The 23,520-nt window shown below is 69.7% G+C and carries 23 protein-coding genes and 1 tRNA gene; 11 read left to right on the top strand and 13 right to left on the bottom strand.

Annotated features, from left to right (window positions below; genetic code table 11):
* Nucleotides 1-103: 103 nt before the first annotated feature.
* The 8 genes from rseP to rpsB form a co-directional block, all read right to left on the bottom strand.
* Entirely contained in the window at nt 104-1,255 is a 1,152-nt protein-coding gene (rseP, locus tag BLU08_RS01650) for an RIP metalloprotease RseP (protein ID WP_369816812.1), read from the bottom strand.
* A complete protein-coding gene (gene dxr / locus BLU08_RS01645) occupies nt 1,248-2,414 on the bottom strand; it encodes a 1-deoxy-D-xylulose-5-phosphate reductoisomerase (RefSeq protein WP_090194429.1) in 1,167 nt (388 codons plus the stop codon). Before dxr ends, rseP begins: the two co-directional genes overlap by 8 nt.
* A 7-nt stretch (nt 2,415-2,421) precedes the next feature.
* Nucleotides 2,422-3,189 (bottom strand): phosphatidate cytidylyltransferase, encoded by a 768-nt coding sequence (locus BLU08_RS01640; RefSeq protein WP_090194428.1) that lies wholly within the window; start codon nt 3,187-3,189, stop codon nt 2,422-2,424.
* The gene (uppS, locus tag BLU08_RS01635; protein WP_090194426.1) at nt 3,176-3,901 is read right to left on the bottom strand and encodes a polyprenyl diphosphate synthase; all 726 of its coding nucleotides are present in this window, start codon (nt 3,899-3,901) and stop codon (nt 3,176-3,178) included. The genes BLU08_RS01640 and uppS overlap by 14 nt, the downstream gene beginning before the upstream one ends.
* Before the next feature lie 34 nt (nt 3,902-3,935).
* Complete coding sequence (frr, locus tag BLU08_RS01630; protein WP_090194424.1) at nt 3,936-4,493, bottom strand: ribosome recycling factor; 558 nt, start codon at nt 4,491-4,493, stop codon at nt 3,936-3,938.
* 3 nt (nt 4,494-4,496) lie between these two features.
* Nucleotides 4,497-5,219 (bottom strand): UMP kinase, encoded by a 723-nt coding sequence (gene pyrH / locus BLU08_RS01625; protein WP_090194422.1) that lies wholly within the window; start codon nt 5,217-5,219, stop codon nt 4,497-4,499.
* Nucleotides 5,220-5,422: 203 nt separating this feature from the next.
* Complete coding sequence (tsf, locus tag BLU08_RS01620) at nt 5,423-6,358, bottom strand: translation elongation factor Ts (protein WP_090194420.1); 936 nt, start codon at nt 6,356-6,358, stop codon at nt 5,423-5,425.
* Nucleotides 6,359-6,487: 129 nt separating this feature from the next.
* A complete protein-coding gene (gene rpsB / locus BLU08_RS01615) occupies nt 6,488-7,261 on the bottom strand; it encodes a 30S ribosomal protein S2 (protein WP_090194418.1) in 774 nt (257 codons plus the stop codon).
* 307 nt (nt 7,262-7,568) lie between these two features.
* On the opposite strand from rpsB, the gene BLU08_RS01610 reads away from it, so the two are divergent.
* Nucleotides 7,569-7,826, top strand: coding sequence for a hypothetical protein (locus BLU08_RS01610; protein WP_090194416.1), 258 nt, complete (start codon nt 7,569-7,571; stop codon nt 7,824-7,826).
* On the opposite strand, the gene pssA is transcribed toward BLU08_RS01610, so the two are convergent.
* The 3 genes from pssA to BLU08_RS01595 form a co-directional block, all read right to left on the bottom strand.
* On the bottom strand, nt 7,768-8,634 hold the full coding sequence (gene pssA / locus BLU08_RS01605; RefSeq protein ID WP_233996044.1) for a CDP-diacylglycerol--serine O-phosphatidyltransferase: 867 nt from the start codon (nt 8,632-8,634) through the stop codon (nt 7,768-7,770). The two genes, BLU08_RS01610 and pssA, sit on opposite strands and share 59 nt — an antisense overlap.
* A gap of 46 nt (nt 8,635-8,680) precedes the next feature.
* On the bottom strand, nt 8,681-9,436 hold the full coding sequence (locus tag BLU08_RS01600; protein WP_090194413.1) for a phosphatidylserine decarboxylase: 756 nt from the start codon (nt 9,434-9,436) through the stop codon (nt 8,681-8,683).
* A 71-nt stretch (nt 9,437-9,507) separates the two neighbouring features.
* The gene (locus BLU08_RS01595; protein ID WP_090194411.1) at nt 9,508-10,653 is read right to left on the bottom strand and encodes a beta-ketoacyl-ACP synthase III; all 1,146 of its coding nucleotides are present in this window, start codon (nt 10,651-10,653) and stop codon (nt 9,508-9,510) included.
* A 157-nt stretch (nt 10,654-10,810) separates the two neighbouring features.
* Between BLU08_RS01595 and BLU08_RS01590 the strand changes: the two genes are divergently transcribed.
* Nucleotides 10,811-11,998: a hypothetical protein gene (locus BLU08_RS01590; protein WP_090194409.1), complete on the top strand. Its 1,188-nt coding sequence runs from the start codon at nt 10,811-10,813 to the stop codon at nt 11,996-11,998.
* Nucleotides 11,999-12,002: 4 nt separating this feature from the next.
* Here the strand turns inward: BLU08_RS01590 and BLU08_RS01585 are convergent, their stop codons facing one another.
* The gene (locus BLU08_RS01585) at nt 12,003-12,884 is read right to left on the bottom strand and encodes a LysR family transcriptional regulator (RefSeq protein ID WP_090194407.1); all 882 of its coding nucleotides are present in this window, start codon (nt 12,882-12,884) and stop codon (nt 12,003-12,005) included.
* 101 nt (nt 12,885-12,985) lie between these two features.
* Here BLU08_RS01585 and BLU08_RS01580 point away from each other — a divergent pair, with 101 nt between their 5' ends.
* The 8 genes from BLU08_RS01580 to BLU08_RS01545 all read left to right on the top strand — a co-directional run bounded on the left by BLU08_RS01580 (nt 12,986) and on the right by BLU08_RS01545 (nt 22,420).
* Nucleotides 12,986-14,551 carry a proton-conducting transporter membrane subunit gene (locus BLU08_RS01580; RefSeq protein ID WP_090194405.1) on the top strand — a complete coding sequence of 522 codons (1,566 nt, stop codon included), beginning with the start codon at nt 12,986-12,988 and terminating at the stop codon, nt 14,549-14,551.
* Nucleotides 14,552-14,586: 35 nt separating this feature from the next.
* Complete coding sequence (locus BLU08_RS01575; protein ID WP_090194403.1) at nt 14,587-16,971, top strand: YbcC family protein; 2,385 nt, start codon at nt 14,587-14,589, stop codon at nt 16,969-16,971.
* Nucleotides 16,972-17,156: 185 nt separating this feature from the next.
* On the top strand, nt 17,157-17,933 hold the full coding sequence (locus BLU08_RS01570; protein WP_090194401.1) for a MotA/TolQ/ExbB proton channel family protein: 777 nt from the start codon (nt 17,157-17,159) through the stop codon (nt 17,931-17,933).
* Entirely contained in the window at nt 17,930-18,340 is a 411-nt protein-coding gene (locus tag BLU08_RS01565; RefSeq protein WP_090194399.1) for a biopolymer transporter ExbD, read from the top strand. Before BLU08_RS01570 ends, BLU08_RS01565 begins: the two co-directional genes overlap by 4 nt.
* The gene (locus tag BLU08_RS01560) at nt 18,337-18,750 is read left to right on the top strand and encodes a biopolymer transporter ExbD (RefSeq protein WP_090194396.1); all 414 of its coding nucleotides are present in this window, start codon (nt 18,337-18,339) and stop codon (nt 18,748-18,750) included. The genes BLU08_RS01565 and BLU08_RS01560 overlap by 4 nt, the downstream gene beginning before the upstream one ends.
* Nucleotides 18,747-19,481 (top strand): energy transducer TonB, encoded by a 735-nt coding sequence (locus BLU08_RS01555; protein ID WP_090194394.1) that lies wholly within the window; start codon nt 18,747-18,749, stop codon nt 19,479-19,481. Before BLU08_RS01560 ends, BLU08_RS01555 begins: the two co-directional genes overlap by 4 nt.
* Nucleotides 19,482-19,496: 15 nt before the next feature.
* On the top strand, nt 19,497-21,689 hold the full coding sequence (locus tag BLU08_RS01550; protein WP_090194392.1) for an ABC transporter ATP-binding protein: 2,193 nt from the start codon (nt 19,497-19,499) through the stop codon (nt 21,687-21,689).
* On the top strand, nt 21,686-22,420 hold the full coding sequence (locus BLU08_RS01545; protein ID WP_090194390.1) for an energy-coupling factor transporter transmembrane protein EcfT: 735 nt from the start codon (nt 21,686-21,688) through the stop codon (nt 22,418-22,420). The genes BLU08_RS01550 and BLU08_RS01545 overlap by 4 nt, the downstream gene beginning before the upstream one ends.
* Nucleotides 22,421-22,441: 21 nt before the next feature.
* Here BLU08_RS01545 and BLU08_RS01540 read toward each other — a convergent pair.
* Nucleotides 22,442-22,527 (bottom strand) — tRNA-Tyr (locus BLU08_RS01540).
* A 153-nt stretch (nt 22,528-22,680) separates the two neighbouring features.
* On the opposite strand from BLU08_RS01540, the gene BLU08_RS01535 reads away from it, so the two are divergent.
* Nucleotides 22,681-23,472, top strand: coding sequence for an RNA methyltransferase (locus tag BLU08_RS01535; protein ID WP_090194389.1), 792 nt, complete (start codon nt 22,681-22,683; stop codon nt 23,470-23,472).
* Nucleotides 23,473-23,520: the final 48 nt, after the last annotated feature.

The following is a 23,520-nucleotide window of genomic DNA, read 5'->3' as shown; positions in this document are numbered from 1 at the left end:
CCCCACCCGGTCGAAAATCAAGCGCAACGCCTCTGCCCCAAGCGTCCCGCGCAATCAACCCGGGAGGGCAGCGCCGCTGCGCCATGTCGACACCTTTCCCGCGTCAGCTGCCGAACAGCGGTCCGAACACCGGCAGGGAGACGACATCGTTGACCGTCACCACCAGCATGAAGGCCAGCACGAGGAAGATGCCCGTGCGATAGGCCCATTCGGTCGCCTGCGGCCCGACCGGCTTGCGGCGGATCGCTTCGGCTGCATAGAAGGCGAGGTGCCCGCCATCGAGCGCGGGGATTGGCAAGAAGTTGATGAATGCCAAATTAAGCGAAATCAGCGCGGCGAACTGGATGAAGGCAACCACGCCCAGGCTCATCTGCTCGCCCGAATATTTCGCGATCTTGACCGGCCCGCCAAGCTCCTTGATCGAGCGCTCGCCGGTCAGCACCTGACCGATCCCGGTGACCATCATCCCCAGCACGTCCCAGGTGTGCCGGGTCGCGGCGGGGATCGACTGGAGCGCGCCGACCGGTTCGAACACGTAGCGCCCGCCTTCCGGCGCGACGCCGATCTGGCCGATCGAACTGGCGTTGCCGAACCGGTCGGTCTGCTCGATCCGGTCGGTCGTGACAGGCACGTCGACCCGTTCGCCCTCCCGCAGGACGGTGAAGACCATGCGGGTGTCGGGACGCAGGGCGATTTTCGCCTTCAGGTCCTCGAAATCGGAGATCGCCGAACCGTCGACGGCAACGATGGTGTCGCCGACCTCCATCCCCGCGGCCGCGGCGGGGGAACCCTCGGCAAAGGCACCGACCTTGCGGGAATCCTCCACCCCCTCGATCACCGGCTTGCCGTAGATCGCGAAGAGCGAGGCGAAGATCGCGATGGTGACGACGAGGTTGGTGACGGGGCCGGCCGCGACGATCAGCGCGCGTTTCCAGAGCGCAGCGTGCTGGAAACTGCCGCGCCGTTCTTCCGCGCTGGCGGCGCCCGCCGGCGCGGTGTCCGGCACACTCGCGGGGTTCATGTCGCCCTTGAACTGGACATAGCCGCCCAGCGGCATAGCCGAAAGCTTCCAGCGCGTGCCGCGGCGGTCGGTAACCCCGGCGAGCTCCTTGCCGAAGCCGACCGAGAAGGCCTCGGCATGGACCCCGAACAGCCGCCCGACGAGGTAATGGCCGAGCTCGTGCACGGTCACCAGCGGCCCGAGCAGCAGCACGAAGCCGATGAAATACATCCAGAAAGGGGGCGATTCAAACAATGGCGAAAGTCTCCAGCAGGCTCGATGCGTGCCTGCGCGCGGCCTGGTCGACGCCCAGCACTTCCTCGAGGCTGGACGGGCGCGGCGCATCATTGCTGCGCTGCAGCGCTTCCTCGACCAATGCCGTGATCCGGGTGAACGGGATATGACCGGCGAGGAAGGCCGCGACCGCGACCTCGTTGGCGGCGTTGAGGATGGCCGGGGCCGAACCGCCCGCCTCGATCGCCTCGCGCGCGAGCCGGGTCGCGGGAAAGCGCACCTCGTCGGGCGCGAAGAAGGTGAGCTCGCCGATCGCGGCGAGATCGAGCGGTTCGAGCGGGGTTTCCATCCGCCGCGGCCAGGCGAGGCACGAGGCGATCGGCACGCGCATGTCGGACGGCCCGAGCTGGGCGAGCGTCGAACGGTCGCGGTATTCGACCATGGAATGGATCACGCTCTGCGGGTGAACCACGATCCTCAGGCGATCGAGCCCCACGGGAAAGAGGTGGTGCGCCTCGATGAATTCGAGCCCCTTGTTCATCATCGTCGCCGAATCGACGCTGATCTTGGCGCCCATCGACCAGTTGGGGTGCGCCACCGCCTCGGCCGGGGTGGCCTTGGCGAGCCGCTCCCTCGGCCAGGTCCGCAAGGGCCCGCCGCTCGCGGTGAGGGTGATGCGCGCGACATCGTCGAGGTCGTTGCCGGCCAGGCACTGGAAGATCGCGTTGTGCTCGCTGTCGGTCGGCAGCAGGGTCGCTCCGTGGCGGGCGACCGCCGCGGTCATCACCTCGCCGGCGGAAACCAGGGCTTCCTTGTTGGCGAGTGCGATCGTCCCGCCGCGCTCGATCGCGGCCATGACCGGGCCGAGCCCGGCACAACCGACGATCGCGGCGACGGTGAGGTCAACCGGCCGCGCCGCCGCCTCGCACAGCGCGCGGCGGCCGCCCGCGGCCTCGATCCCCGTTCCCGCCAGCGCCTCCCTGAGTTCGGCGAGGCAGCTCTCGTCCCCGACCACGGCGAGCCGCGCGCCAAATTCCACCGCCAGCCCGGCGAGTTCCCGCGCGGAGCAATTGGCGGTGAGCGCCTCGACCTGCCAGTCGGCGGGATTGCGGCGCACCAGGTCGAGGGTCGAAGCCCCGATCGAACCGGTCGCGCCGAGAAGCGTGAGCGTGCGTGTCATGCGCCCGTCATCCCAGATAAGCAGGCAGTAGGGCAACCAGAAACAGCACGAAGAACACCGCGACGAACCCGTCGAGCCGGTCGAACAGGCCGCCATGGCCCGGGATGAGCCCGCTCGAATCCTTCACGCCCGCGCGCCGTTTCATCCAGCTTTCGAAGAAATCCCCGGCCTGCGCGATGACCGCGATCAATACGCCCGCCGCCACGGCCAGCGCGATGCCGGCGGGCGAAAGCCCCGCGATCGCCGCACCCGGCCCGATATCGAACGCCTCGTTGAAGATCGCGACCAGGCTCGCCGCGATTGCCCCGCCGCCCAGTCCCGCCCAGGTCTTGGACGGACTGATCGCGGGCGCGATCTTCGGCCCGCCGATCGTCCGCCCTGCGAAATAGGCCCCCACATCGACCGCGATGACCGGCAGGATGAAGCTCGCGACGACTTCGAGAGCGCCGAAACCGAAGGTCACGCCGCGCACCGGCAGGATCAGCGGACCATTGCGCACCATCACCATCGCCAGCGTCGCCCCGCCGACATAGCAGGCCCCGCCGAACAGCCACGCGATCTCCGCAAGCGGCCCCGTCCCGAAGGCGCGCACGATCCGGTTCCATTCCCACAGCACGCCCAACGCGACGAGCCCGCAGAAACCGAGCCACACCCAGCCCCCCAGCCACAGCGCGACGCCCGCGACGGCGACCATGACGACGGCGGAGGCAAGCCGAACCGAGAGATCCGTGCCGACCGCGCGCAATCGCCTGAGGCGCGGCTCAGCGCCCGCCATAGCGGCGCTCCCGGCGCGCGAAATCGTCGAGGGCCTGCTGGAGATGCTCGGGCTTGAAATCGGGCCAGAGCGTTTCGACGAACAGCATCTCGGCATAGGCCGCCTGCCACAGCAGAAAGTTCGACAGGCGGATCTCGCCGCTGGTGCGGATCAGCAGGTCGAGCGGCGGCAGGTCGTGCGTGTCGAGCTGGGCCTCGATCGCCTCGGGCGTGATCGCGCCCTGCGCCGCCGCCTTGGCCGCGGCCCGGGCGATTTCGTGCTTGCCGCCGTAATTGAGCGCGACCGCAAGGGTCTGCGTGCCCTCCGCGGTGCGGGCGAGCGCGTCCTCGAGCATGGCGACGATATCGGGCGCGAGGGCCTGCCAGTCGCCGATGATCTTGAGCCTGACGCGGTTCGCGACGAATTCCTCGAGGTCGGATTTGATGAAGCGGCGCATGAGATTCATGAGGTCGTCGACCTCGTCGTTCGAGCGCTTCCAGTTCTCCGAGGAAAAGGCGTAGAGCGTCAGGCAGTCGAGGTTCATCGGCTCCAGCCCGCGCACCAGCCGGCGTACCGCCTCGACCCCGCGCTGGTGGCCGACCGCGCGGGGCAGCCCGCGCTTCTTGGCCCAGCGCCCGTTCCCGTCCATGATGATCGCGACGTGCCGCGCGCGCGGTTCGCCGCCGCCCGGGGCGCGGGCCGCCGCTTCTTCGGTCGCGGGCGTGGCGCCCATATGCCCTCCAGACGGAAAGCCCGTCACGCGAGACTTACTGCGTGAGGATTTCCTGTTCCTTCTTCGCCGCCGCCTCGTCGGCTTCGGCGACATGCTTGTCGGTCAGCTTCTGGACCTCGTCTTCCATCCGCTTGCGATCGTCTTCGGAGATTTCCTTCTTCTTCTCGTCGGCCTTGAGGCTTTCCATCGCGTCGCGGCGCACGTTGCGGATCGCGATCTTGGCCTTTTCGGCATATTGCCCGGCGAGCTTGGCGAGTTCCTTGCGGCGCTCCTCGGTGAGGTCGGGCAGCGGCAGGCGCAGGGTCTGCCCGTCGATCATCGGGTTGAGCCCGAGATTGGCGTGGGCGATCCCCTTTTCGACCGCGGTCAGGTTCGACTTGTCCCACACCTGCACGCTCAGCATCCGCGGTTCGGGCGCGGAGACGGTCGCGACCTGGTTCAGGGGCATCATCGCGCCATAGACCTCGACCTGGACGGGATCGAGCAGGCTGGTGTTGGCGCGGCCCGTACGCAGGCCCGAAAGGTCGCTTTTGAGGGAATCCACGGCGCCCTTCATGCGGCGCTCGATATCGGCCTTGTCGTATTGCGGCATGGATCAGTTGTCCTTCTGTACTATCGTCTGCACGCCCTCGCCCGAAAGAACGCGCGCGAGGTTGCCTTTCTCCCGGATCGAAAACACCACTATCGGGATATCGTTCTCCCGGCAAAGCGCCACCGCCGTCGCGTCCATCACCTTGAGGTTCTGCGAAAGCACGTGATCGTAGCTGACCCTCTCGAACCGGCTTGCCTGCGGGTTGTGCTTGGGATCGCTGTCATAGACGCCGTCGACGCTCGTCCCCTTCATCAGGAGGTCGCAGTTCATCTCCGCCGCGCGCAGGGCGGCGCCGGTGTCGGTGGTGAAGAAGGGATTGCCCGTGCCCGCCGCGAAGATCACGATCCGGCCCTTTTCCAGATGCCGTTCCGCGCGGCGGCGGATATAGGGCTCGCAGACCGACGACATCGGGATCGCCGACTGAACGCGGGTCTGCACGCCCAGTTTCTCGAGCGCGTTCTGCATCGCGAGCGCGTTCATCACGGTCGCGAGCATTCCCATGTAATCGCCGGTCGTCCGGTCGAGGCCCTTGGCCGCGCCCGCGATGCCGCGGAAGATGTTGCCCCCGCCGATGACGAGACACACCTCGAGCCCGCCGTCCTTGGCCGCCTTCACCTCTTCGGCGAGGCGGGCGACATATTCCGGATCGATCCCGTATTCCTGCTCGCCCATCAGGACCTCGCCCGAAAGCTTGAGCAGGATGCGCTTGGTGTCGGGGATCGGCATGGGCGATGAATTCTCTCGGATTGCGAAGGCTTGGCAGCCCTTATCGGCCCGCCTCGGCACTGCCAAGGGCCTTAGCGGGAAGCGGCGGCGACCGGAAGGCTTCGCGCGGAGACAGGGGCAATGCGCGGGGCCGCCCATGCAAGCGCGGCCGCCGCAGCACCGGGCTGCGACGGCCGCGAACATCCCGAAGCGGGAAGAAAGGATCAGCCGCCGACGGCAGCCGCGACTTCGGCGGCGAAGTCGCTTTCTTCCTTCTCGATGCCTTCGCCGAGCTGGTAGCGCACGAAATCGACCAGCTTGATCGACGCGCCCGCTTCCTTGGCGGTGCGCGCGACGTATTCCTCGACCGTGGCCTTGCCGTCCTTGACGAAGATCTGGCTCAGCAGCGCGTTTTCCTTGGCATATTTCTTGACCGCGCCCTCGACCATCTTTTCCTGGACGTTTTCGGGCTTGCCGCTTTCGGCCGCCTTTTCACGGGCGATCGCGCGCTCGCGCTCGAGCACGTCGGCGTCGAGCCCGTCGGCGTCGAGCGCCTGCGGGAACATCGCGGCGGCGTGCTGGGCGATGTCGCGGCCGAGCCTTTCGAGCACCTCGGCGCTCGCATCGCCTTCAAGCGCCACGAGCACGCCGATCTTGCCGAGATCCTGTGCCTCGGGCGAAACGGCGTTGTGGACATAGGGCACGATCGCGCCCTGCCCGACCGAGATCGTGCGGATGCGGCGAATCTGCTGGTTCTCGCCGATGGTCGCGACATTGTCGGTCAGCTTTTCGCCCACGGTCCCGCCATCGGGATAGGCCGCGGCCTTGAGCGCATCGACATCGTCGGCGCCGAGTTCGAGCGCGACCGCGGTGGTCTTGCGCACGAAGTCCTGGAACCGGTCGTTTTTGGCGACGAAATCGGTTTCCGAGTTGACTTCGACCGCGACACCCTTGGTGCCTTCGACAGACACGCCGACGAGGCCTTCGGCGGCGGTGCGGCTGGACTTCTTCTGGGCGGTGGCAAGACCCTTGGCGCGCAGGGCGTCGACGGCCGCCTCGATGTCGCCGCCCGCTTCGGCGAGCGCCTTCTTGGCGTCCATCATGCCTGCGCCGGTCTTCTCGCGCAGCTTCTTCACATCGGCGACGGTGAAATCGGCCATGTTCGGTATTCCTTTGCTTGGGTTCGGCGCCCGGACATCGAATGGTCGATCGGGCGGATCGTCCGCTGGATGATGCCCGGCGCGCTAGTCGTTGATTGTGACGCGCGATTGACGCGCGGCCGATCCGTTTCAGGCGTTTTCGGTCGGGGCTTCCTCGATCGCGGTTTCGGCCGGCGGTTCGGCCATCGCGCCGAAATCCTCGCCCGAATCGTGGGCCGCGCCGCCCTTGCCCGCGCGCGCCGCGTCGCCGATCGCCTGGCAGTAGAGGCGCACCGCGCGGCTCGCATCGTCATTGCCGGGCACGGGGAAGGCGATGCCGGTCGGATCGACATTGGTATCGAGCACCGCGATCACCGGGATGCCGAGCACGGCCGCTTCCTTGATCGCGAGGTCTTCCTTGTTCGCGTCGATCACGAACATCACGTCCGGGATGCCGCCCATGTCGCGGATGCCGCCGAGCGAAAGCTCGAGCTTGTCGCGTTCGCGGGTGAGCTGGAGGATTTCCTTCTTGGTGAGGCCGTGGGTGTCGCCCGAAAGCTGTTCCTCGAGGCTCTTGAGGCGGCGGATCGACTGGCTGATCGTCTTCCAGTTGGTGAGCATCCCGCCCAGCCAGCGGTGGTTGACGAAGTGCTGGCCCGAGGCGCGCGCGGCTTCGGCGATCGGTTCCTGCGCCTGGCGCTTGGTCCCGACGAACAGCACCTTGCCGCCCGCGCGAACGGTCTGCTCGACGAAATCGAGCGCGCGCGCGAACAGCGGCACGGTCTGCGACAGGTCGATGATGTGAACACCGTTGCGGGCGCCGAAGATGTACGGCTTCATCCGCGGGTTCCAGCGGTGGGTCTGGTGGCCGAAATGTGCGCCGGCCTCGATCAATTGCTGCATGGTGACGGTGGTGGCCGCCATAATCGTTTCCTTTCCGGTTGTTCCTCTGGAAAGCTGGAACCGCCGCGGATCGCCCGCCTGCGGCACCGGTATGTGCGCCTTCCATGTGAATTTCGCCCGCGAAGAACAGCCCCCTGCAGGGCCATAGTCGAGCGAGTGCGGCGGCCCTTACCGGTTCACGCGGGAAAAGGCCACCAAAATGTTCCACGAGAAACATTCAGGGAACAAATCGCTTGACCCGGAGGAACACGTATAGAACAAGAGGGCTGGAACAAACGTCGAACGCCGAATCGCGCCGGCGCCGCCGGCCAACCTTGGGGAACCCGCCATGATCGCACTCGTCATCGCCGCTCTCGTCACCGTCACCACGATCGCGACCGGCCTCACGCTCGTCGACAGCTGGCTGCGGGCACGCCATGCGCTGGCCGGGCTGCGGCGGGAACGCGCCCTGCTCGCGGCGGGATTCGTGCCGGCGGTCGAACACCGCGAGATGCGCCTGCGCCGCGGCGGGACGCCCGCTCCCCGCCCTAGGCTTGCGGCGTCGCGGCGGCCCGGTCCCGGGCTTCGGCTGCGCGGCGCCGCTTGATCCGGCCATAGCGCAAGAGACCATAGGGCATGAGGGCGAGATAGGCCGCGCTCATCGCGGCGAGCGACCACCACGGTTCGAGCAGCAGCGCGGCGAAGAACAGCGCAGCGAGCGCGATCAGGAAGAGGCGGATGCTGCGGCGCGGGCGAACCACCGACCAGCTCAGCGTCGCCATGTTCGAAATCATCAGCACCGCGATCAGCGCGAGCCAGGCCGATAGCACGAGCGGATCGCGGAACGGCGCGAAACCGGTCTCCTCCCAGAGATAGAACGGCGCGAAGGCGAGCCCCGCCGCGACCGGGGCGGGCACGCCGGTGAGGAAGCCGGCCGACTTGTGCGGCTGGTCGTCCGTGTCGATCCGGGCGTTGAACCGCGCAAGGCGCAGCGCGCAGCAGATCGCGAAGGCGAGCGCGGCGAACCAGCCGAAGCGCGCGAAATCCTGCAGCGACCAGAGATAGATGATGATCGCGGGCGCGACGCCGAAGGAGAGCGAATCGGCAAGGCTGTCGAGTTCCGCCCCGAAGCGCGACTGCGCGTTCAGGAGGCGGGCGATGCGCCCGTCGATCCCGTCGAGCACGCCCGCAAGGATCACCGCGAGCACGGCATAGGCCCATTCGCCCTCGATCGCGAAGCGGATCCCGGTCAGCCCCGAACACAGCGCCGCCGCGGTGATCGCATTGGGCAGCATCGCCCGCAGCGTGAGGCCGGTCCCGTCGGGCGCGGCCTTGCCGTCCTCGTCCTCGGCCGCCTTGGGGCCGACGCGGGCGGGGACGATCGGAGCGGCCGTGCGCCGCGGCGGCCGGCTCACCGGCCCCTCGCTGCCAGGCGGTGTCCCGCCGCGGCGTGCGCGGCGATCAATGGGCGATGCCCTCGATCAGGCCCTGCGAGCCGATTTCCGCCAGCACGGTCTCGCCCGCGATGACGCTCTGCCCGATCAGCACCCTGGGGTCCGTGCCGGCCGGGAGATAGACATCGACCCGGCTGCCGAAACGGATCAGACCGACGCGCTGGCCCTTCGCGACCGTGTCGCCCGGCTTGATGAAGGGCACGATCCGCCGCGCCACCAGTCCGGCGATCTGGGTGAAGGCGAGCGCGACCCCGTCGCCGCGCTCGATCAGGATGTGCTGGCGCTCGTTCTCCTCGCTCGCCTTGTCGAGATCGGCGTTCACGAACTTGCCGGGGATGTAGACCACCCGCCGGATCGTGCCGCCGATGGGCGCGCGGTTGATGTGGACGTCGAACACGCTCATGAAGATCGAGATGCGCGTGACCGGCCCCGGCGAAAGCCCGGGATGGCCCGATCCGTCGTCCGCGATCATTTCTTCCGGCGGCTCGACCTGCGTGATCAGCGAGACCAGCCCGTCGGCCGGTGCCACGATCGCGTTCTCGGATTGCGGCACGACCCGTTCGGGATCGCGGAAGAACGCGAACACGCCGAGCGAGAGGAACAGAAGCGGCCAGCCGAGGATCTCGATATCGATCCAGGGGGAAAGGAAGAACAGGCTGACCGCGAGCGCGATCAGCCCGAATTTGCGCCCCTCGGGGTGGATCGGGGGCCAGGACCAGGCGGCATCGCCGCGGCCCTGGTTGTCGTATATTTCGCCTGCCATCTGTGGCATCTAGGGTGTGCCGGCGCGGCCCGCAAGCGATCGCGCTCCCCTCCGCCCGGCGCGCGGGGCTCCTATGCGGCCTTGCGGACGAACACGGCCCCCGCGGAATAGCCCGCACCGAAACTGCAGACTAGCCCGGTGTCGCCCGGCGCCATGTCCTCGCGGTGAAGGTGGAAAGCGATGATCGAGCCCGCGCTCGACGTGTTGCCGTAGGTGTCGAGCACGGTCGGGCTTTCGTCCTCGCTCGCCTCGTGGCCGAGCACCTTGTGCGCGATCAGCCGGTTCATCCCCGCATTGGCCTGATGCAGCCACAAGCGCCTGAGCGAGTGCGGGTCGATGCCGAGCCGTTCCGCCTCCTCGAGGATCATGCTCGCGACCATCGGCACGACCTCCTTGAACACCTTTCGCCCTTCCTGGACGAAAAGCTTGTCGGGCGCCTCGGCGGTGTCGGGATGGGCCCGGTTCAGGAAACCGAAATTGTTGCGGATGTTGTTCGAGAACACTGTCCTGAGCTTCGTGCCGAGGATGTCCCAGTGCCCTGCGGGGGCGAGCGCCGCATCCTCCACCAGCACCGCGGTCGCGACGTCGCCGAAGATGAAATGGCTGTCCCGGTCGCGCCAGTTGAGATGGCCCGAGGTGATTTCGGGGCTCACCACCAGCACGCTCTTCGCATTGCCCGACCGCACGTAATCGGCCGCGGTCTGGATGCCGAAGGTGGCCGATGAACACGCGACGTTCATGTCGAAACCGAAGCCCTCGATCCCCAGCGCCTGCTGGATCTCGATCGCCATCGCCGGATAGGGCCGCTGCATGTTCGAGGCGGCGCACAGCACCGCATCCACGTCCTTCGCCGCGCGCCCCGCCCGCTCGAGCGCCTCGCGCGCGGCGGCGACGCCGATCTCGGCCATGATCGAGAGCTCGTCGTCGGGCCGCTCGGCCCAGCGCGGGGCCATGATATCGGGATCGAGGATCGGCGCCTTCGCCATGACGTGGCGCGCCTTGATCCCGCTCGCCTTCTCGATGAAGGCGACCGAGGAATGGGCGAGCGGCTCGACCTCGCCTGCGGCGATGGCGGCGGCGTGCGCCTCGTTGTGGCGGTCGACGAAGCGGTTGAAGCTCTCGACAAGTTCCTCGTTGGTGATCGATTCGGCCGGGGTGAACAGGCCGGTGGAGGAGATGACGGGGCGCCCGGTGAGCGCGGGGGAAGGGTCGTTCATGAATGCCTCTGAGCTGGAGGCCGCGGGGCTTACTGCCGGCGCGGAAGGGCCGCAAGCCCGGGCGGGGGGAACGCGGCGCGCAAAAAACCCCGCCGCGCCGGCGAAATGACGGGCGGGCGTCACAAACGCTGCATAACGGTCAGGCAAGCGCGCGTTCATGCGCGCGGCCGGTCATACGCTCGAAAGCTCCCCTGTCGGGCCGCCGCCGTGCGATGGCCCGTGCGGCCCGGTGCTGGTCGAGGACCCTGCCGCCCTCGCCGCCGCAGACAGCCCTGCCGCCCGTCATGTCGCCGCCTTCGCCCGCGCGGGCACGCCGGCGATGATCCGCAACGCGGCCTCGCGCGTCATGCTGCTGCGCCACGGCGCGATCGACCTGCCGGTGACGGTGGACGAGGGCAGCCACGGTGGGAGCTATGTCGCGAGCCCGCACAGCGCCTATGTCCTCTACGCCCGCGACGAGATCGACATCATCGGCATGACCCGGGGCCGCCGGGGCGCGATCGGCGTGCTCGGCGTGATGGACGGCCTCCTGCGCGCGATGCGGATCAACCGGGCGGTGCATCTCGACAACTGGCTGCTGTCGACCAATCTCCACGGCGGCTGGGACGGCAGCGGGCTCGGCGCGATGCGCGCGGTCCTGGCGGAGCGCTTCGCCGATCATTTCCTGATCCTGCGCTCGCTCGATCCGTGGTCGTGCCCCGACCTCCTCGAAGCGGCGCGGGCGGACGGGTGGGAACTGCTGCCGGCGCGCCAGATCTGGGTGACCGACGATCTCGCGCGCGACTGGCGCCCGCGCAACAACTGCGCGAACGATCGCCGCGCGCTGCGCCGTTCGGGCCTCTTGGTGGAGGAGCCGGAGACGCTGGGCGAGGCGGACTGCGCGCGGATCGCGGAACTCTACCGGGGACTCTACGTCGAACGCTATTCCTCGATCAATCCGGTCTTCACCCCTTCCTTCATTGCCGAAAGCGCGCACAGCGGCCTGCTTTCCTGGCGCCTCGCGCGCGACGCGGAGGGCACGATCCTGATCGCCGCCGGGATCCGCGCGGTGGGCGGGATCGCGACGGTCCCGCTGCTCGGCTACGACACCGCGCGCCCGCAGTCGGAAGGGCTCTATCGCATCGCAAGCTACCTGTTCAGCGAATGGGCGATGGAGCGCGGGCTCAGGCTCCACGGCTCGGCCGGGGCGGGCACGTTCAAGCGCAATCGCGGGGCGCGCGGGGTGATCGAATACATGGCGGTCGATGCGCGCCACCTCGCCCCCGCGCGCCGCGCCGCGCTCGGCTTCTTCGCGCGCAGCCTGCGCGCGCTGATGGTCCCGCTCCTGCGCCGGCAGGGCTGGTAGGCGATCACCCCGCGAGCTTGCCCCCGCGCCGGTCGATCACCTCCCCCAGCAGCGGGTTGGGAAAGCGCCGCCGGATCGTCACTGCAAAGAACACCTCCGTGATCTCGGGCAGGCGCAAGAGTTCGACCAGCGTGCCGTTCGCGAGTTCGTCCTGCACCACGATCGGCGGGATCACCGCCACCCCCGCGCCGCTGCGCGCCAGCAGGCGGAGCATCGCCATGTCGTCGGCCTCGGCGGCGATCCGCGGGACGACGCCGATCCGGTCGAGCAGCGCGTCGAACCCGGCCCGGAGCGCGGTTTCCGGCGTCGGCAGGATCAGCGCCTCCTGCGCGAGCACCTCCGCCAGATCGCCGCGCGGCGAGGATCCGGCCGGGCCAACGAGGCTCACCTCCTGTTCGGCGAGGCGGGTGACGAGATAGGGGCTCGCCGCGTCGCGCGCGGGCTGGAGATTGGTCAGCACCACGTCGATCGCGAGCGCCTCCAGCGCGCGCAGCAGGCTGCCCTGCGTACCCGAACGCAGCACCACCTCGACATCGTCGCGGCCCAGCAGCGGGGCGAGGAACTGCAGCTGGAAATTGCGGCTGAGCGTCGCCAGCGCGCCGACCCGCAGCACCCGGCGCTGGCCTTCGGCGCGTTTCAGCGTGGCGGTGAGATGATCGGCCGCGCGGAAGATCTCGTCGGCATGGTCGAGCGCAATCCGCCCCGCCTCGGTCAGGGCCAGGTTGCGCCCGCGCCGTTCGAACAGGTCGTGGCCGAGCGAGGCCTCGAGCGCCTTGATCTGGGTCGAAACCGCCGATTGCGAGATGTTGAGCGCCCGGGCCGCGCCGGTCAGCGTGCCCTCGCGCGCGACCGCGCGGAAAAGGCGGAGGTGATGGAGATTGAGCATTGCCCACTTCCATAAAACAGAACGTTTACCGTGAAAATATGAAATTTTATCAATGAAGGAGCCTCGCTATCCCGGCCCGGACGTTTGAACGGAGACCTCCCATGCCGATCGACCTTCCGCTGTCCTTCCTTGCCCCGCTGGTCCTGCTGCTGGCTGCGCTGCCCGCGCTCGTCAATGGCGGGATGCGCCCGGGTGCCGTGCCGCGCCTGTCCGAAACCGCCGCGCTTTTCGCCTTCGTGCTGACGGTCGGAGGACTGGTGCAGGTGATCATCGCCGCGCCCGCCGCGCTGACGCTGGGCGAAGGGGCGTTCGCCTTCGGCCTGCGGGCCGATCCGGTGTCCGCGACGATGGCTTGCCTCGTCGGCTTCATCGGCTGGATCGTGATGCGCTACAGCCGCACCTATCTCGACGGAGAGGCGCGCGAGGGGGCGTTCCACGGCCTGATGCTGGCGACGCTCGCGGCGGTGCTGGTGTTCGCGCAGGCCGCGAGCCTCGCGACGCTTGCGACCGCGACCTTCCTCGTCGGGCTTACCCTTCGCAGGTTGCTGCTGTTCTATCCCGAGCGGCGCGAGGCGCACCGCGCGGCGACCAAGTTCGCGATCGTCTGGCACGTCGGCGACGTCATGCTTGTCGCGGCCGCAGCGATCCTGGGCGCGACCCACGGCACGACCGAATTCGCCGCGCTCGGCGCGCTGGCCGGGGCAGGAGAGATAGACCTTGCCACGACCGCCGCGATCGCCTGCATCGTCATCGCCGCGGCCCTCAAGACCGCCGCCTTCCCGCTGCATGGCTGGCTGACCGAGGTGATGGAAGCGCCGACCCCCGTCTCCGCGCTGCTCCATGCGGGCATCATCAATTCGGGCGGCGTGCTGCTGATCGCCAATGCCGAACTGATGCAGTCGAGCTCGGGCGCGATGGCCGCGCTCGTCATGCTCGGCGGGTTCACCGCCCTGTTCGGGGCAGCGGTCATGCTGACCCAGAGCGCGGTCAAGACCGCGCTTGCCTGGTCGACCGTCTCGCAGATGGGCTTCATGCTGCTTCAGTGCGGGCTCGGCCTGTGGACGCTCGCCCTGCTGCACATCGTCGCGCACTCGCTCTACAAGGCCCATGCCTTCCTCGCATCGGGCGGAGCGGTCGAGGAGGTCGCGAAGATCCGCCGCCCCGGCCCGGTCGCCCCGGCCGATCTCGGCGCGGTGCTGAAGAGCTTCGGCCTTGCCATCCTGCTCTATGTCGGCATCGCCGGGCTCTTCACGGCGACCTTCGGCCCCAAGAGCACGCAGGCCCTCGCGCTCGGCACGATACTGATCTTCGGGGTGGCCTATCTCGTCGCCCAGGGTCTGGCCGACCGTGCCCCGATGGAACTGACCAAGCGCACGGCGATGGCCTCGCTCGCCACCGCGATCGCCTATTTCGCCTTCCACGTCCTTTCGGAAGCGGCATGGGGTTCGCTGCTTCCCGACGCGCCGGTTCCGGGCGATCTCGAATGGGCGCTGATCGTGGTCGCGGTCGTCTCCTTCGGCGTGGTGGCCTTCGCGCAGGCGCTGTTTCCGCAATGGGCGCACCACCCCTCGACCGCCGGCCTGCGCGTCCACCTTGCGAACGGGCTCTACATGAACGCGCTGCTCGACCGGGCGATCGGCGGCTTCCGCATCGCCCGGTCGAACTGACCGCCCGCACACCCTGATTTCACCGGAGACACGCCATGTTCCTGAACCAGTCCCAGATCACCCCGGTCCGGCTTTCCAAGGTGCTCGAAGCCGCCGAAGCCGCGGCGCGGGCGATCCCCCCGGCCTTCCCGCTGGATGCGACGGTCGCGGTCAATCCCTTCCTCGGCCAGACCGGGGAGGATCTCGCCACGGCCGCCGCCCGGCTCGCCCGGGTGGGCGGGTGCCGCGCGACGCAGGCCGCGGGCGAGTACACCGCCGCGATCCGCGCCGGGCGCATTACCGAGGCCGACCTCGAAGCCGCGCTGGCGGCCTCGACCTCGCCCCTCAAGCCCAACAGCACCTCCGCGCTGAAGGTCGCCGCGGGCAATGCCGAGACTTCCCCGGAACCGCGCGCCCTGCCGACTGTCGCCGACCTTGCGGCCGAGGCGACCGGGACGGACTGGCCTTCGGTGATCGACAAGACCTTCGGCCTGTGGGCGGCGGGCCATTTCGACCGCGGTCAGGCGCTGTGGACGCCGACCCCGGGCACCGATGCCTTCGCCGCCTGGCGCGCCTGGGCGATGCATGACCTGATCCCGGAGATCGCGGGGCTCAAGGGCTTCTGCGCCCATGTCGCCGAAGCGCCCGACACCGCCGACCGCGCGATCCTGTTCGCCGCCGAAGCGCTCGGCATCACCGACGCGGCCGCGGAAACCGCCTTCCACCGCCTGTTCATGAGCCTCGGCGGGTGGTCGCAGCACGCCCGCTGGATGCTGTGGCAAGCCGAGCTCAAGGAAGACACCGACCGGACCATGGCCGACCTGCTCGCGATCAGGCTGATCTGGGAGGAGGCGCTGCTCGCCCATGTTCCCGGCATCGCCGAGCGCTGGGCCGAGACAATCGCCGCCCATGCCCAGCCGGTCGAGCCGTCGGCCGAACAGGTCGTGCTCGCCATCCTGCAGGACGCCGCAGACCGCGCGCACCAGCGTCAGCTCGCCGGCGCGCTCGACGGCGCGGCCGAGGCGCCCGGGCGGCCCTTCCTCCAGGCCGCCTTCTGCATCGACGTGCGCTCCGAGGTGTTTCGCCGCGCGCTCGAGAGCGTCGACGGCCGGATCGAAACGATCGGCTTCGCGGGCTTCTTCGGCCTGCCGCTGGCGCACCGCTCCCACGCCTCGGATACGCTCGAGGCGCGGCTTCCGGTGCTGCTCAACCCGGCGATCGAGACGACCAGCCGGGGCGACCCCGAACAGGACCGCGCGGACCGCATCTCGGCCCGCGCGAGCCGCGCCTGGGGCCGGTTCCGGCAGGCGGCGGTGTCCTCCTTCGCCTTCGTCGAGGCGATGGGGCCGCTCTATTCGGTCAAGCTCGTCCGCTCGGCGCTCGGCCTCAAGGCCGGAAACGGCAAGCCCGAACCGACCCCGGAAGTGATCGGCGGGCTCGACGCGCAGACCAAGGGCGATACCGGGGCCGCGGTGCTGCGCGCGATGAGCCTCACGAAAGCGCACGGCAAGATCGTGCTCCTGCTCGGCCACGGCGGCAACGTCACCAACAACCCGCATGAAAGCGCCTATCACTGCGGCGCCTGCGGCGGCTACACGGGCGAGGTTTCGGCCCGCCTGCTCGCGGTCCTGCTGAACGATCCCGAAACCCGCGCCGGGCTGAAGGAGCGCGGGATCGAGGTCCCCGAGGACACGCTGTTCGTCGCCGGGCTGCACGACACGACGACCGACGCGATCACGATCTACGAGGACGGCCAGACCGCCGGACGCGAGAGCGACCTTGCCGAAGTGCGCCGCTGGCTCGCCCAGGCGGGCGAGATCACCCGGGCCGAACGCGCGTTGCGGATGCCGGGCGCCAGGGCCGGCACCGTTCCGCAGCGCGCCGCCAACTGGGCCGAGATCCGCCCGGAATGGGGCCTTGCCGGGTGCGCCGCCTTCATCGCCGCCCCGCGCGAGGCGACCACGGGCCGCGACCTCGGCGGGCGGGCCTTCCTCCACAGCTACGACTGGCAGGCCGACGAAGGCTTCGCGACGCTCGAACTGATCATCACCGCGCCCGTGGTGGTGGCGAGCTGGATCAGCCTCCAGTATTACGGCTCCTCGGTCGCCCCCGACGTGTTCGGCGGCGGGAACAAGCTGATCCACAACGTCGTCGGCGGGATCGGCGTGATCGAGGGCAACAGCGGGCGCCTGCGCCCGGGCCTGCCGTGGCAGGGCGTCCACGACGGCGAAAGGCTCGCCCACGAGCCGCTGCGCCTGTCGGTGCTGATCGAGGCCCCGCGCGAGGCGATCATCGACATCCTCGAACGCCACCCCGACGTCGCCGCCCTGTTCGACAATGGCTGGCTCCACCTCTTCACGCTCAAGGACGGGCGGATCGACGCGCGGTACCTGCCGGGCCTTTCGTGGGAAGAGCAGGCCGCCGAAGCCATCGCGGCCTGACCTGGCCCCTGCCGGCGCGCGCGCGGAACGATCCCCCGCGCCGGCAGGGCCGCGGCATCCCCGACGCAATCGGGCGCGCCTTTGCGGGCGGTTTCCAGACCGGATGCGTCGCAAATCGCGGCGCGGGTGTCACAAATCTATCGCGAAGGCACCCTAGACTGGCCCAAGGGCAAGGAGGGGTGTCGATGATAATCAAGCTGTCCAGGCGTTTCCCGGCGAAGCGAGCCGCCATCGCAGCGGGCGCCATCGCGGCGAGCCCCGCCCATGCGACCCCCGCATCGCCACTGGCCGAATTCTTCGACGCGGGCGGCCCGATCATCATCATCCTCGCCGCGCTCGCCGTGATCGCCCTTGGCGTCGCGATCGTGAAGCTGGTGCAGTTCGCCCGCATCGGCGTCGGGCGCCACGGCTTCGTCGCCGGGGTCGTCCAACAATTGCGGGCCGATCACTGGAAGAAGGCGCTCGACGGGCTCGAGCCGCGCCCGAGCCCCGTCGCCAAGGTCATGGCCGCCGCCGTGCGCGGCAAGGCCGACCCGCTGATGGACGACATCGTCGTGCGCGAGGAGGTCACGCGCGTCGCGCAGGCCCAGCTCGACGCGATGGAGCGCGGCCTTGCCCTTCTCAGCCTGATCGCCACGATCGCCCCGCTGCTCGGCCTGCTCGGCACGGTGCTCGGCATGATCGAGGCGTTCCAGCAGATGGAAACGGTCGGCGACCGGATCGAACCCGCCGTCCTCGCCGGGGGCATCTGGGAAGCGCTGCTGACCACCGCCGCCGGGCTTTCGGTCGCGATCCCGGCGGCCGTCTTCTTCACCTGGCTGCAACGTTCCGTCGATGTCGAGGCGCAGCGGATGGAGGACGCGGCGACGCAGGTCTTCACCATCCCGCTCTACGATGCCGCCGCGCCGGTCGACGCGCCGAGCGAACGGCCGGAAGCGCAGCTCGCGGCCCAGCCGGCATGATCTTCCGCCGCAAGCGCCCCGACATCGCGCTGCTCAACGTCACGCCGCTGATCGACGTGGTGTTCATCCTGCTCGTCTTCTTCATGCTGACCACCAATTTCGCGCGCTTCCGGCTGATCGGGATCGACACGCCGCAGGAACGCGAGGTGCTGCAGGACGCGACTGCCGCGATCGTCATCAAGGTGAACGAGGACGGCACGCTCGCCTATGACGGAAAGCCCGCCAGTGCCGGGGACGTCGCGCGCGAGGTGGAGGCGCTGGTCGCGGTCGATCCGGGGCGCACCTTCCTCGTCCGGCCCGAGGACGGCGTGACCATCCAGGAAGCGGTCGACGCCTTCCAGCTCGCCCGCGATGCCGGGGCCTATGCGGTCTCCTTCGCCACCACCGGGGAAGAGGCAGGCCGGTGAGGCTCCCCCGGGAAAAGGCGAAGCGCGAGCTCATCAACATCACGCCGCTGATCGATGTCGTCTTCATCCTGCTCGTCTTCTTCATGCTGGCAGGCTCGATCGAGCCCAAGGACGCCTTCGCGGTCACGCCTACCGCCTCGACCAGCGACATGCGCGGCGACGTGCAGGATCTCGTCATCCTGGTGGGGGAGGAAGACGAGATCGCGATCAACGACCGCGCTGTCCCGCGCGAGGCGCTCGAAGGCGAGGTGCGCGAGATCCTCACCACCCGGCCCGAGGTCCTGATTCAGCTCAAGCCCGACGGCGGAGCCGAGGCGAAGGACGTGATCGACATCATGGAGGACATCCGGGCGGGCGGCGCGTCCTATATCGTGCTGCTGACGGTCGGCGCGGGGCGGGTCGCCGAATGAGCGCGGCGGCCTGGTCGAGCGCGATCGCGCCCAGCCCGCCGCCGATCCCGCGGCGCTGGCATTGGGCCGCGGGGATCGCCTGCGCCGCGCTCGCCCTTGCACTCTATTCACTGCGCTACGGGGCGAGCGAGGAGATCGTGCTCGCCGCGGCGGAGGAAAGCGTGGTCGTCTCGCTCGGCGGGCCGGCGCGCCGGCTCGAGGCGCCGCCCGAGGAAGTCGAGGTCGCGGACGAGGCACCGGTCGTCGCCGAGCGCGCCGAGGACGCACCCCCGCCCGCCCCGCCGAAGGAAGCGCGCGTCGTGGCCGGCGCGACGAGCGGCGACGGCCGCGCGAGTTCGGGCGCGGGCGGGATCGGCACCGGCCCGCCCCTTCCGCTTCCCCCGCCCCCGCCCGCGCCGCCCCCGCCGCCCCCGCCGCGGGTGACCGAGGTGACCAGCCGCTTCATCGAGATCTCGATCCGCGCCTATACCAGCAAGATCATCTACCCCGGCGCCTCGCTCGACCGCGGCGAGGAAGGGCGCGGCGTGCTGCGGGTGACGATCGCGCGCGACGGCAAGGTCAAAAGCTGGGACATCGTGCGTTCGACCGGCCACGCCCGGCTCGACCGCGAGATCGAACGCGTCGCCAGGCTCGTCCCGCGGCTCGACCCGCTGCCGGCGAATTTCGGCCGCGACGAGGCCAAGGTCGACATCCCCATCACCTTCGCGATCGAATATTTCGATCCCCAATAGGAAGGGAGACAGGGGATGACAGCCAGCGCCGCCGCCCCCGCCCCTCCGGCAGGCGCTCCCCCGGGCCGGGCCGACGCGGAGAGCGAGACGCTCGCGCCCTCGCGCTTCGTCATGATGATCGGGGTGACGACCGTGCTGTTCTTCCTCGGCCTGATCCCGCTCGAGGCGATCCCCGAAATCCCGGTCGACATCGACAGCAAGCCGTTCTTCATCCCGATCGTCCTCGTCGCGCTGCTGCCCGGCGGGCGGGTCGGCATCGCGATCGGACTCGGCGTCGCGCTCGGGGAATTCCTGCGCGACATGATGGAAGGCTACGAACTCGACGACCCGATCGGCTTCGTCGGCTATTTCGTCGGCTTCGCGCTGACCAGCACGCTGTTCGGCAAGGCCCCGCCGACGCGGCTCGCGGTGCTTGTCGCCTCGATCCTGTGCGCGTTCATCCAGGCCGCGATCGAGGCGTCCTCCTTCCTGCTGTTCGGAGGGGAAAGCATGGGCATCTTCATCCAGTCGACGCTCGGCAACACGCTGCTGCACGGCGTCGTCTGGGGCGCGATACCGGCCCATTTCCTCGTGCCGCGCCTGCATGGCCGGTTCGAGCATTACCTCGGCTTCCCGGCCAAGGGCGACCGGCGCGCGGTCGAACCCTTCGCCCGGCACGAAAGCGGCTTCACCCCCTCTCCCGATGCGCGCGCCTGGGCCGCGGATCTCGAATTCCGCTACCCTTCGAGCGCGGCGCCGGTCCTGCGCGGCGTTTCGTTCGACCTGCGCGCGGGCGAGGTGCTTGGCCTGATGGGCGCTTCGCAGGCGGGCAAGTCGACGCTGTGCCGGGTGATGGCGGGCGTCGCCCCGCTCGCGACCGGGGGCGCGATGGCGGGGCGCGTCGGGCTTGGCGGGGAAGCGGTCGATATCGGCTATGTCTCGGACAGCCCGGCGGCGATGATGACGCGCACCCGGGCGATCGGCGAGGTCGAGGCCTCGCTCGAACATCTCGGCCTGCCCCGCGCCGAGGCGACGCGGCGCGCGCTCGATGCGCTCGCGGCGCTCGGCATCGCGCAGGACGAGGCGCAGCGCTACATCTGGGAACTGCCGGACCACAAGCAGATGCTGGTCGCGCTCGCCGCGGCGGTCGCCGAACGGCCCGATGTCCTCATCCTCGACGAGATCGCCGGCGGGCTCGATGCGAGCGGGCTCGCGCGGGTGCGCGAGACGATCGGGCGGGTGACCGAAGCCGGCGGGGCGGTGCTGCTGGTCGACAACCGGGCCGGGCGCCTGCGCGAATGGGCCGACCGGGTGATGGTGCTGGCCGAGGGCCGGATCGCCGCGCTCGGGCCGGCGGCCGACATCGCGGGCGACGGGGCGCTGCTCGCCGCCCACGGCCTCGCCCCGCCGCCGCCCCGGCGCGCGCCGTCTCCGCGCACCGGCGACATCCTGCTGGAGATGCGGGGGATCGAATTCGCGCATGAGGACGGCACGCCGGTCTGGCGCGGGGCCGACCTCGCCTGCGCCGCGGGCGAGGTGCTGGCCATCGCCGGCCACAACGGGGCGGGCAAGACCACGCTGGCGAAACTCGTCGGCGGGCTGATCCAGCCGCAGGCGGGGTCGATCCGCCTCCCCCGCGCCGCGGCCGGGCACAGCGGCGGGGTCGCGGTCGTGCTGCACGCGCCGAGCGCCTTCTTCAGCGAACCGAACCTGCGCGCCGAGATCGAACGCGGCCTCGCGCGGGCGGGCGTTGCGCCGGGCGAGGCACCCCGGCGCATCGCCGAGCTCGCCGGCCAGCTCGGCCTCGAGAACGTGCTCGACACCGATCCCGGCCTGCTGCCCCCCGGCACGGCCCGCATCGCCCAGGCCGCCGCCATGCTCGCGAACGGCGCGCCGGTGCTCGTGCTCGACGAGATCGCTTCCGGGCTCGACCCGCGCGAGCGCACGCGCTTCGCCGGGGTCATCGCGGAGTTCGCCGCGCGCGGCGGCGGGGCGATCGTGCTCGACCACGATCTCGATTTCCTCGCCGCGATCGCGACGCGGGTCCTGTTCATCGAGGAGGGCCGCCTGCACGACGCCGGGCCGCCCGAACAGGCCTTCGCATCCGGACAGGAGGCGCGGCTGCGGGCGCTCGACCTCGATCCCCCGGAACCGGCAGCGGCCCCCGCACCGACGCAGGCAGAGGCACACGCCGCCGCCCGGTCACGCCCGGAAGGCGCGGCGGGATGAAGGTGCCGGTCCTCAACACCGGCCGCCCCAGCTTCTGGCGGGACCGCGATCCGCGGGTCAAGTGGCTGCTCTTCCTGCTGTTCCTCGCGCTGATCTACATCGCGCCCGACTGGCGCTGGATGGCAGGCGCTGTCGTGGTCGGGGGCGCGATCGCCGTGACGGCGCGCGCGCCGGTCGGCTGGCTTGCCCTGATGCTCCTGATCCATTCGCCGACCATCATCGCGCTCGTCGTCATACCGATGCTGGGCAAGGATTTCGCCTTCAACGCCGAATTCGAGTTCGGCCTGCGGCTCTCGCTCGGCTGGATCGCGGCGATCCTGATCGGGGTCGCCCTGTTCTCGACCATGGAGATCGACGAATTGGTCGATGGCCTGCGCGGCCTCGGCCTGCCGCACGGGGCGGCCTTCGTGGTCGGCTATGCCTTCGTGCTGATCTATCTCAGCCTCAGCGACCTGGCGCAGGTGATGGATTCGATGCGGCTGAAGGGCATGACGCTCTCGGCGCGGCGTCCGGTCTCGTTCCTTCGCAACGTGCCGCGCCTGTTCATCCCGGCGCTGTTGACGATCATGCGGCGTGGCGGAGCAATGACCGCCGCGCTCGAAACGCGCGGGTTCGGCAAGGCGATCGCCCCGCCCGACCGCATCGCGCTCGATTTCTGGGACCGGGCGGCGGTCGCCGCCGCCCTGCTCGCCAACGCCGCGGCGCTGGCCGCTCGGCTGGGCTGGCCGTAAGGGGAAACGGGCCGGGGAAGGTGGTGGACAGGGCTGGATTCGAACCAGCGTACGCTTGCGCGGGCAGATTTACAGTCTGCTGCCTTTAACCACTCGGCCACCTGTCCACACCGGCCGGAAATCGCCGCCCCGTGTGGCGGCGCGACGCGGAGCAAGGGCTTCCGCGCTGCCGAGAGGCGCCCCAATGGCGAAGCGAGCCTTGCCTGTCAATGGCCCTGCTGGCAGGGGAGCGCATTGCGCTTTGATCGACGGGACAGCGGATGGCGAAACAGGAAAAGAAGCGCGCGCTGAGGGGCCGCGCGGGTCGCATGAAGGGCGGGCGCGGCTCGGGCCGGGCAAGCGCGGGCCACGTCCGCCTGTGGGGCCGCCACCCGGTCGAGGCGGCGCTCAGGAACCCCGTGCGCGACCACCGCAAGCTGTGGGCAACGCGCGAGGGGATCGAGAGCCTCGACGGCGAACTGCCGCCCGACTTCCCGGTCGAATACGCCGATGCGGCCGATCTTGCGCGGCTGGTCGCCAAGGATGCGCCGCACCAGGGACTGGTGCTCGAATGCCTGCCGCTGGACGACGTCTTTCTCGCCGATGTCGCGAACGGCGATGCGGCGCGCCCGATCGTCGTGCTCGACCAGGTGACGGACCCGCACAATGTCGGCGCGATCCTGCGCTCGGCCGCGGCCTTCGATGCCGCCGCGATCGTCACGCAGGACCGCCACGCCCCGCCCGAAAGCGGAGTGGTCGCGAAATCGGCCTCGGGCGCGCTCGAGACCGTGCCCTGGGTGCGGGTGGTCAACCTCTCCCGCGCGCTCGACGACCTGGCCGAGGCGGGATACTGGCGCATCGGCATGACGGGGCAGGCCGAGGCAACGCTCGCCGAGGCCCTGCCCGCGGGCGCGCTCGCCATCGTGCTTGGGGCGGAGGGCGAGGGTCTGCGCGCGAATGTCGCCGCCCATTGCGACGCGCTCGCCCGGCTGCCGATTTCCTCCGCGATCGAAAGCCTCAACGTCTCGAACGCCGCCGCGATCGCGCTCTATGCGGCGGCGGCACGAAGCTGAAGGACGGGCGGTCTAACCTGGTGCCGCCGCTTTGGGGGAGAATCGGAC

Origin of the sequence: Erythrobacter sp. HL-111 (assembly GCF_900105095.1) — a bacterium.
GTDB lineage: Bacteria > Pseudomonadota > Alphaproteobacteria > Sphingomonadales > Sphingomonadaceae > Erythrobacter.
Note: the sequence above shows the minus strand (reverse complement) of the source record. Positions and strands in the feature narration are given on the sequence as shown.

Coding starts and splice junctions, on each gene's coding strand:
- dxr (WP_090194429.1), bottom strand. CDS start 2,414: ATGACACGCACGCTCACGCTTCTCGGCGCGACCGGTTCGATCGGGGCT.
- BLU08_RS01640 (WP_090194428.1), bottom strand. CDS start 3,189: ATGGCGGGCGCTGAGCCGCGCCTCAGGCGATTGCGCGCGGTCGGCACG.
- uppS (WP_090194426.1), bottom strand. CDS start 3,901: ATGGGCGCCACGCCCGCGACCGAAGAAGCGGCGGCCCGCGCCCCGGGC.
- frr (WP_090194424.1), bottom strand. CDS start 4,493: ATGCCGCAATACGACAAGGCCGATATCGAGCGCCGCATGAAGGGCGCC.
- pyrH (WP_090194422.1), bottom strand. CDS start 5,219: ATGCCGATCCCCGACACCAAGCGCATCCTGCTCAAGCTTTCGGGCGAG.
- tsf (WP_090194420.1), bottom strand. CDS start 6,358: ATGGCCGATTTCACCGTCGCCGATGTGAAGAAGCTGCGCGAGAAGACC.
- rpsB (WP_090194418.1), bottom strand. CDS start 7,261: ATGGCGGCCACCACCGTCACCATGCAGCAATTGATCGAGGCCGGCGCA.
- BLU08_RS01610 (WP_090194416.1), top strand. CDS start 7,569: ATGATCGCACTCGTCATCGCCGCTCTCGTCACCGTCACCACGATCGCG.
- BLU08_RS01600 (WP_090194413.1), bottom strand. CDS start 9,436: ATGGCAGGCGAAATATACGACAACCAGGGCCGCGGCGATGCCGCCTGG.
- BLU08_RS01595 (WP_090194411.1), bottom strand. CDS start 10,653: ATGAACGACCCTTCCCCCGCGCTCACCGGGCGCCCCGTCATCTCCTCC.
- BLU08_RS01590 (WP_090194409.1), top strand. CDS start 10,811: ATGCGCGCGGCCGGTCATACGCTCGAAAGCTCCCCTGTCGGGCCGCCG.
- BLU08_RS01585 (WP_090194407.1), bottom strand. CDS start 12,884: ATGCTCAATCTCCATCACCTCCGCCTTTTCCGCGCGGTCGCGCGCGAG.
- BLU08_RS01580 (WP_090194405.1), top strand. CDS start 12,986: ATGCCGATCGACCTTCCGCTGTCCTTCCTTGCCCCGCTGGTCCTGCTG.
- BLU08_RS01575 (WP_090194403.1), top strand. CDS start 14,587: ATGTTCCTGAACCAGTCCCAGATCACCCCGGTCCGGCTTTCCAAGGTG.
- BLU08_RS01570 (WP_090194401.1), top strand. CDS start 17,157: ATGATAATCAAGCTGTCCAGGCGTTTCCCGGCGAAGCGAGCCGCCATC.
- BLU08_RS01565 (WP_090194399.1), top strand. CDS start 17,930: ATGATCTTCCGCCGCAAGCGCCCCGACATCGCGCTGCTCAACGTCACG.
- BLU08_RS01555 (WP_090194394.1), top strand. CDS start 18,747: ATGAGCGCGGCGGCCTGGTCGAGCGCGATCGCGCCCAGCCCGCCGCCG.
- BLU08_RS01550 (WP_090194392.1), top strand. CDS start 19,497: ATGACAGCCAGCGCCGCCGCCCCCGCCCCTCCGGCAGGCGCTCCCCCG.
- BLU08_RS01545 (WP_090194390.1), top strand. CDS start 21,686: ATGAAGGTGCCGGTCCTCAACACCGGCCGCCCCAGCTTCTGGCGGGAC.
- BLU08_RS01535 (WP_090194389.1), top strand. CDS start 22,681: ATGGCGAAACAGGAAAAGAAGCGCGCGCTGAGGGGCCGCGCGGGTCGC.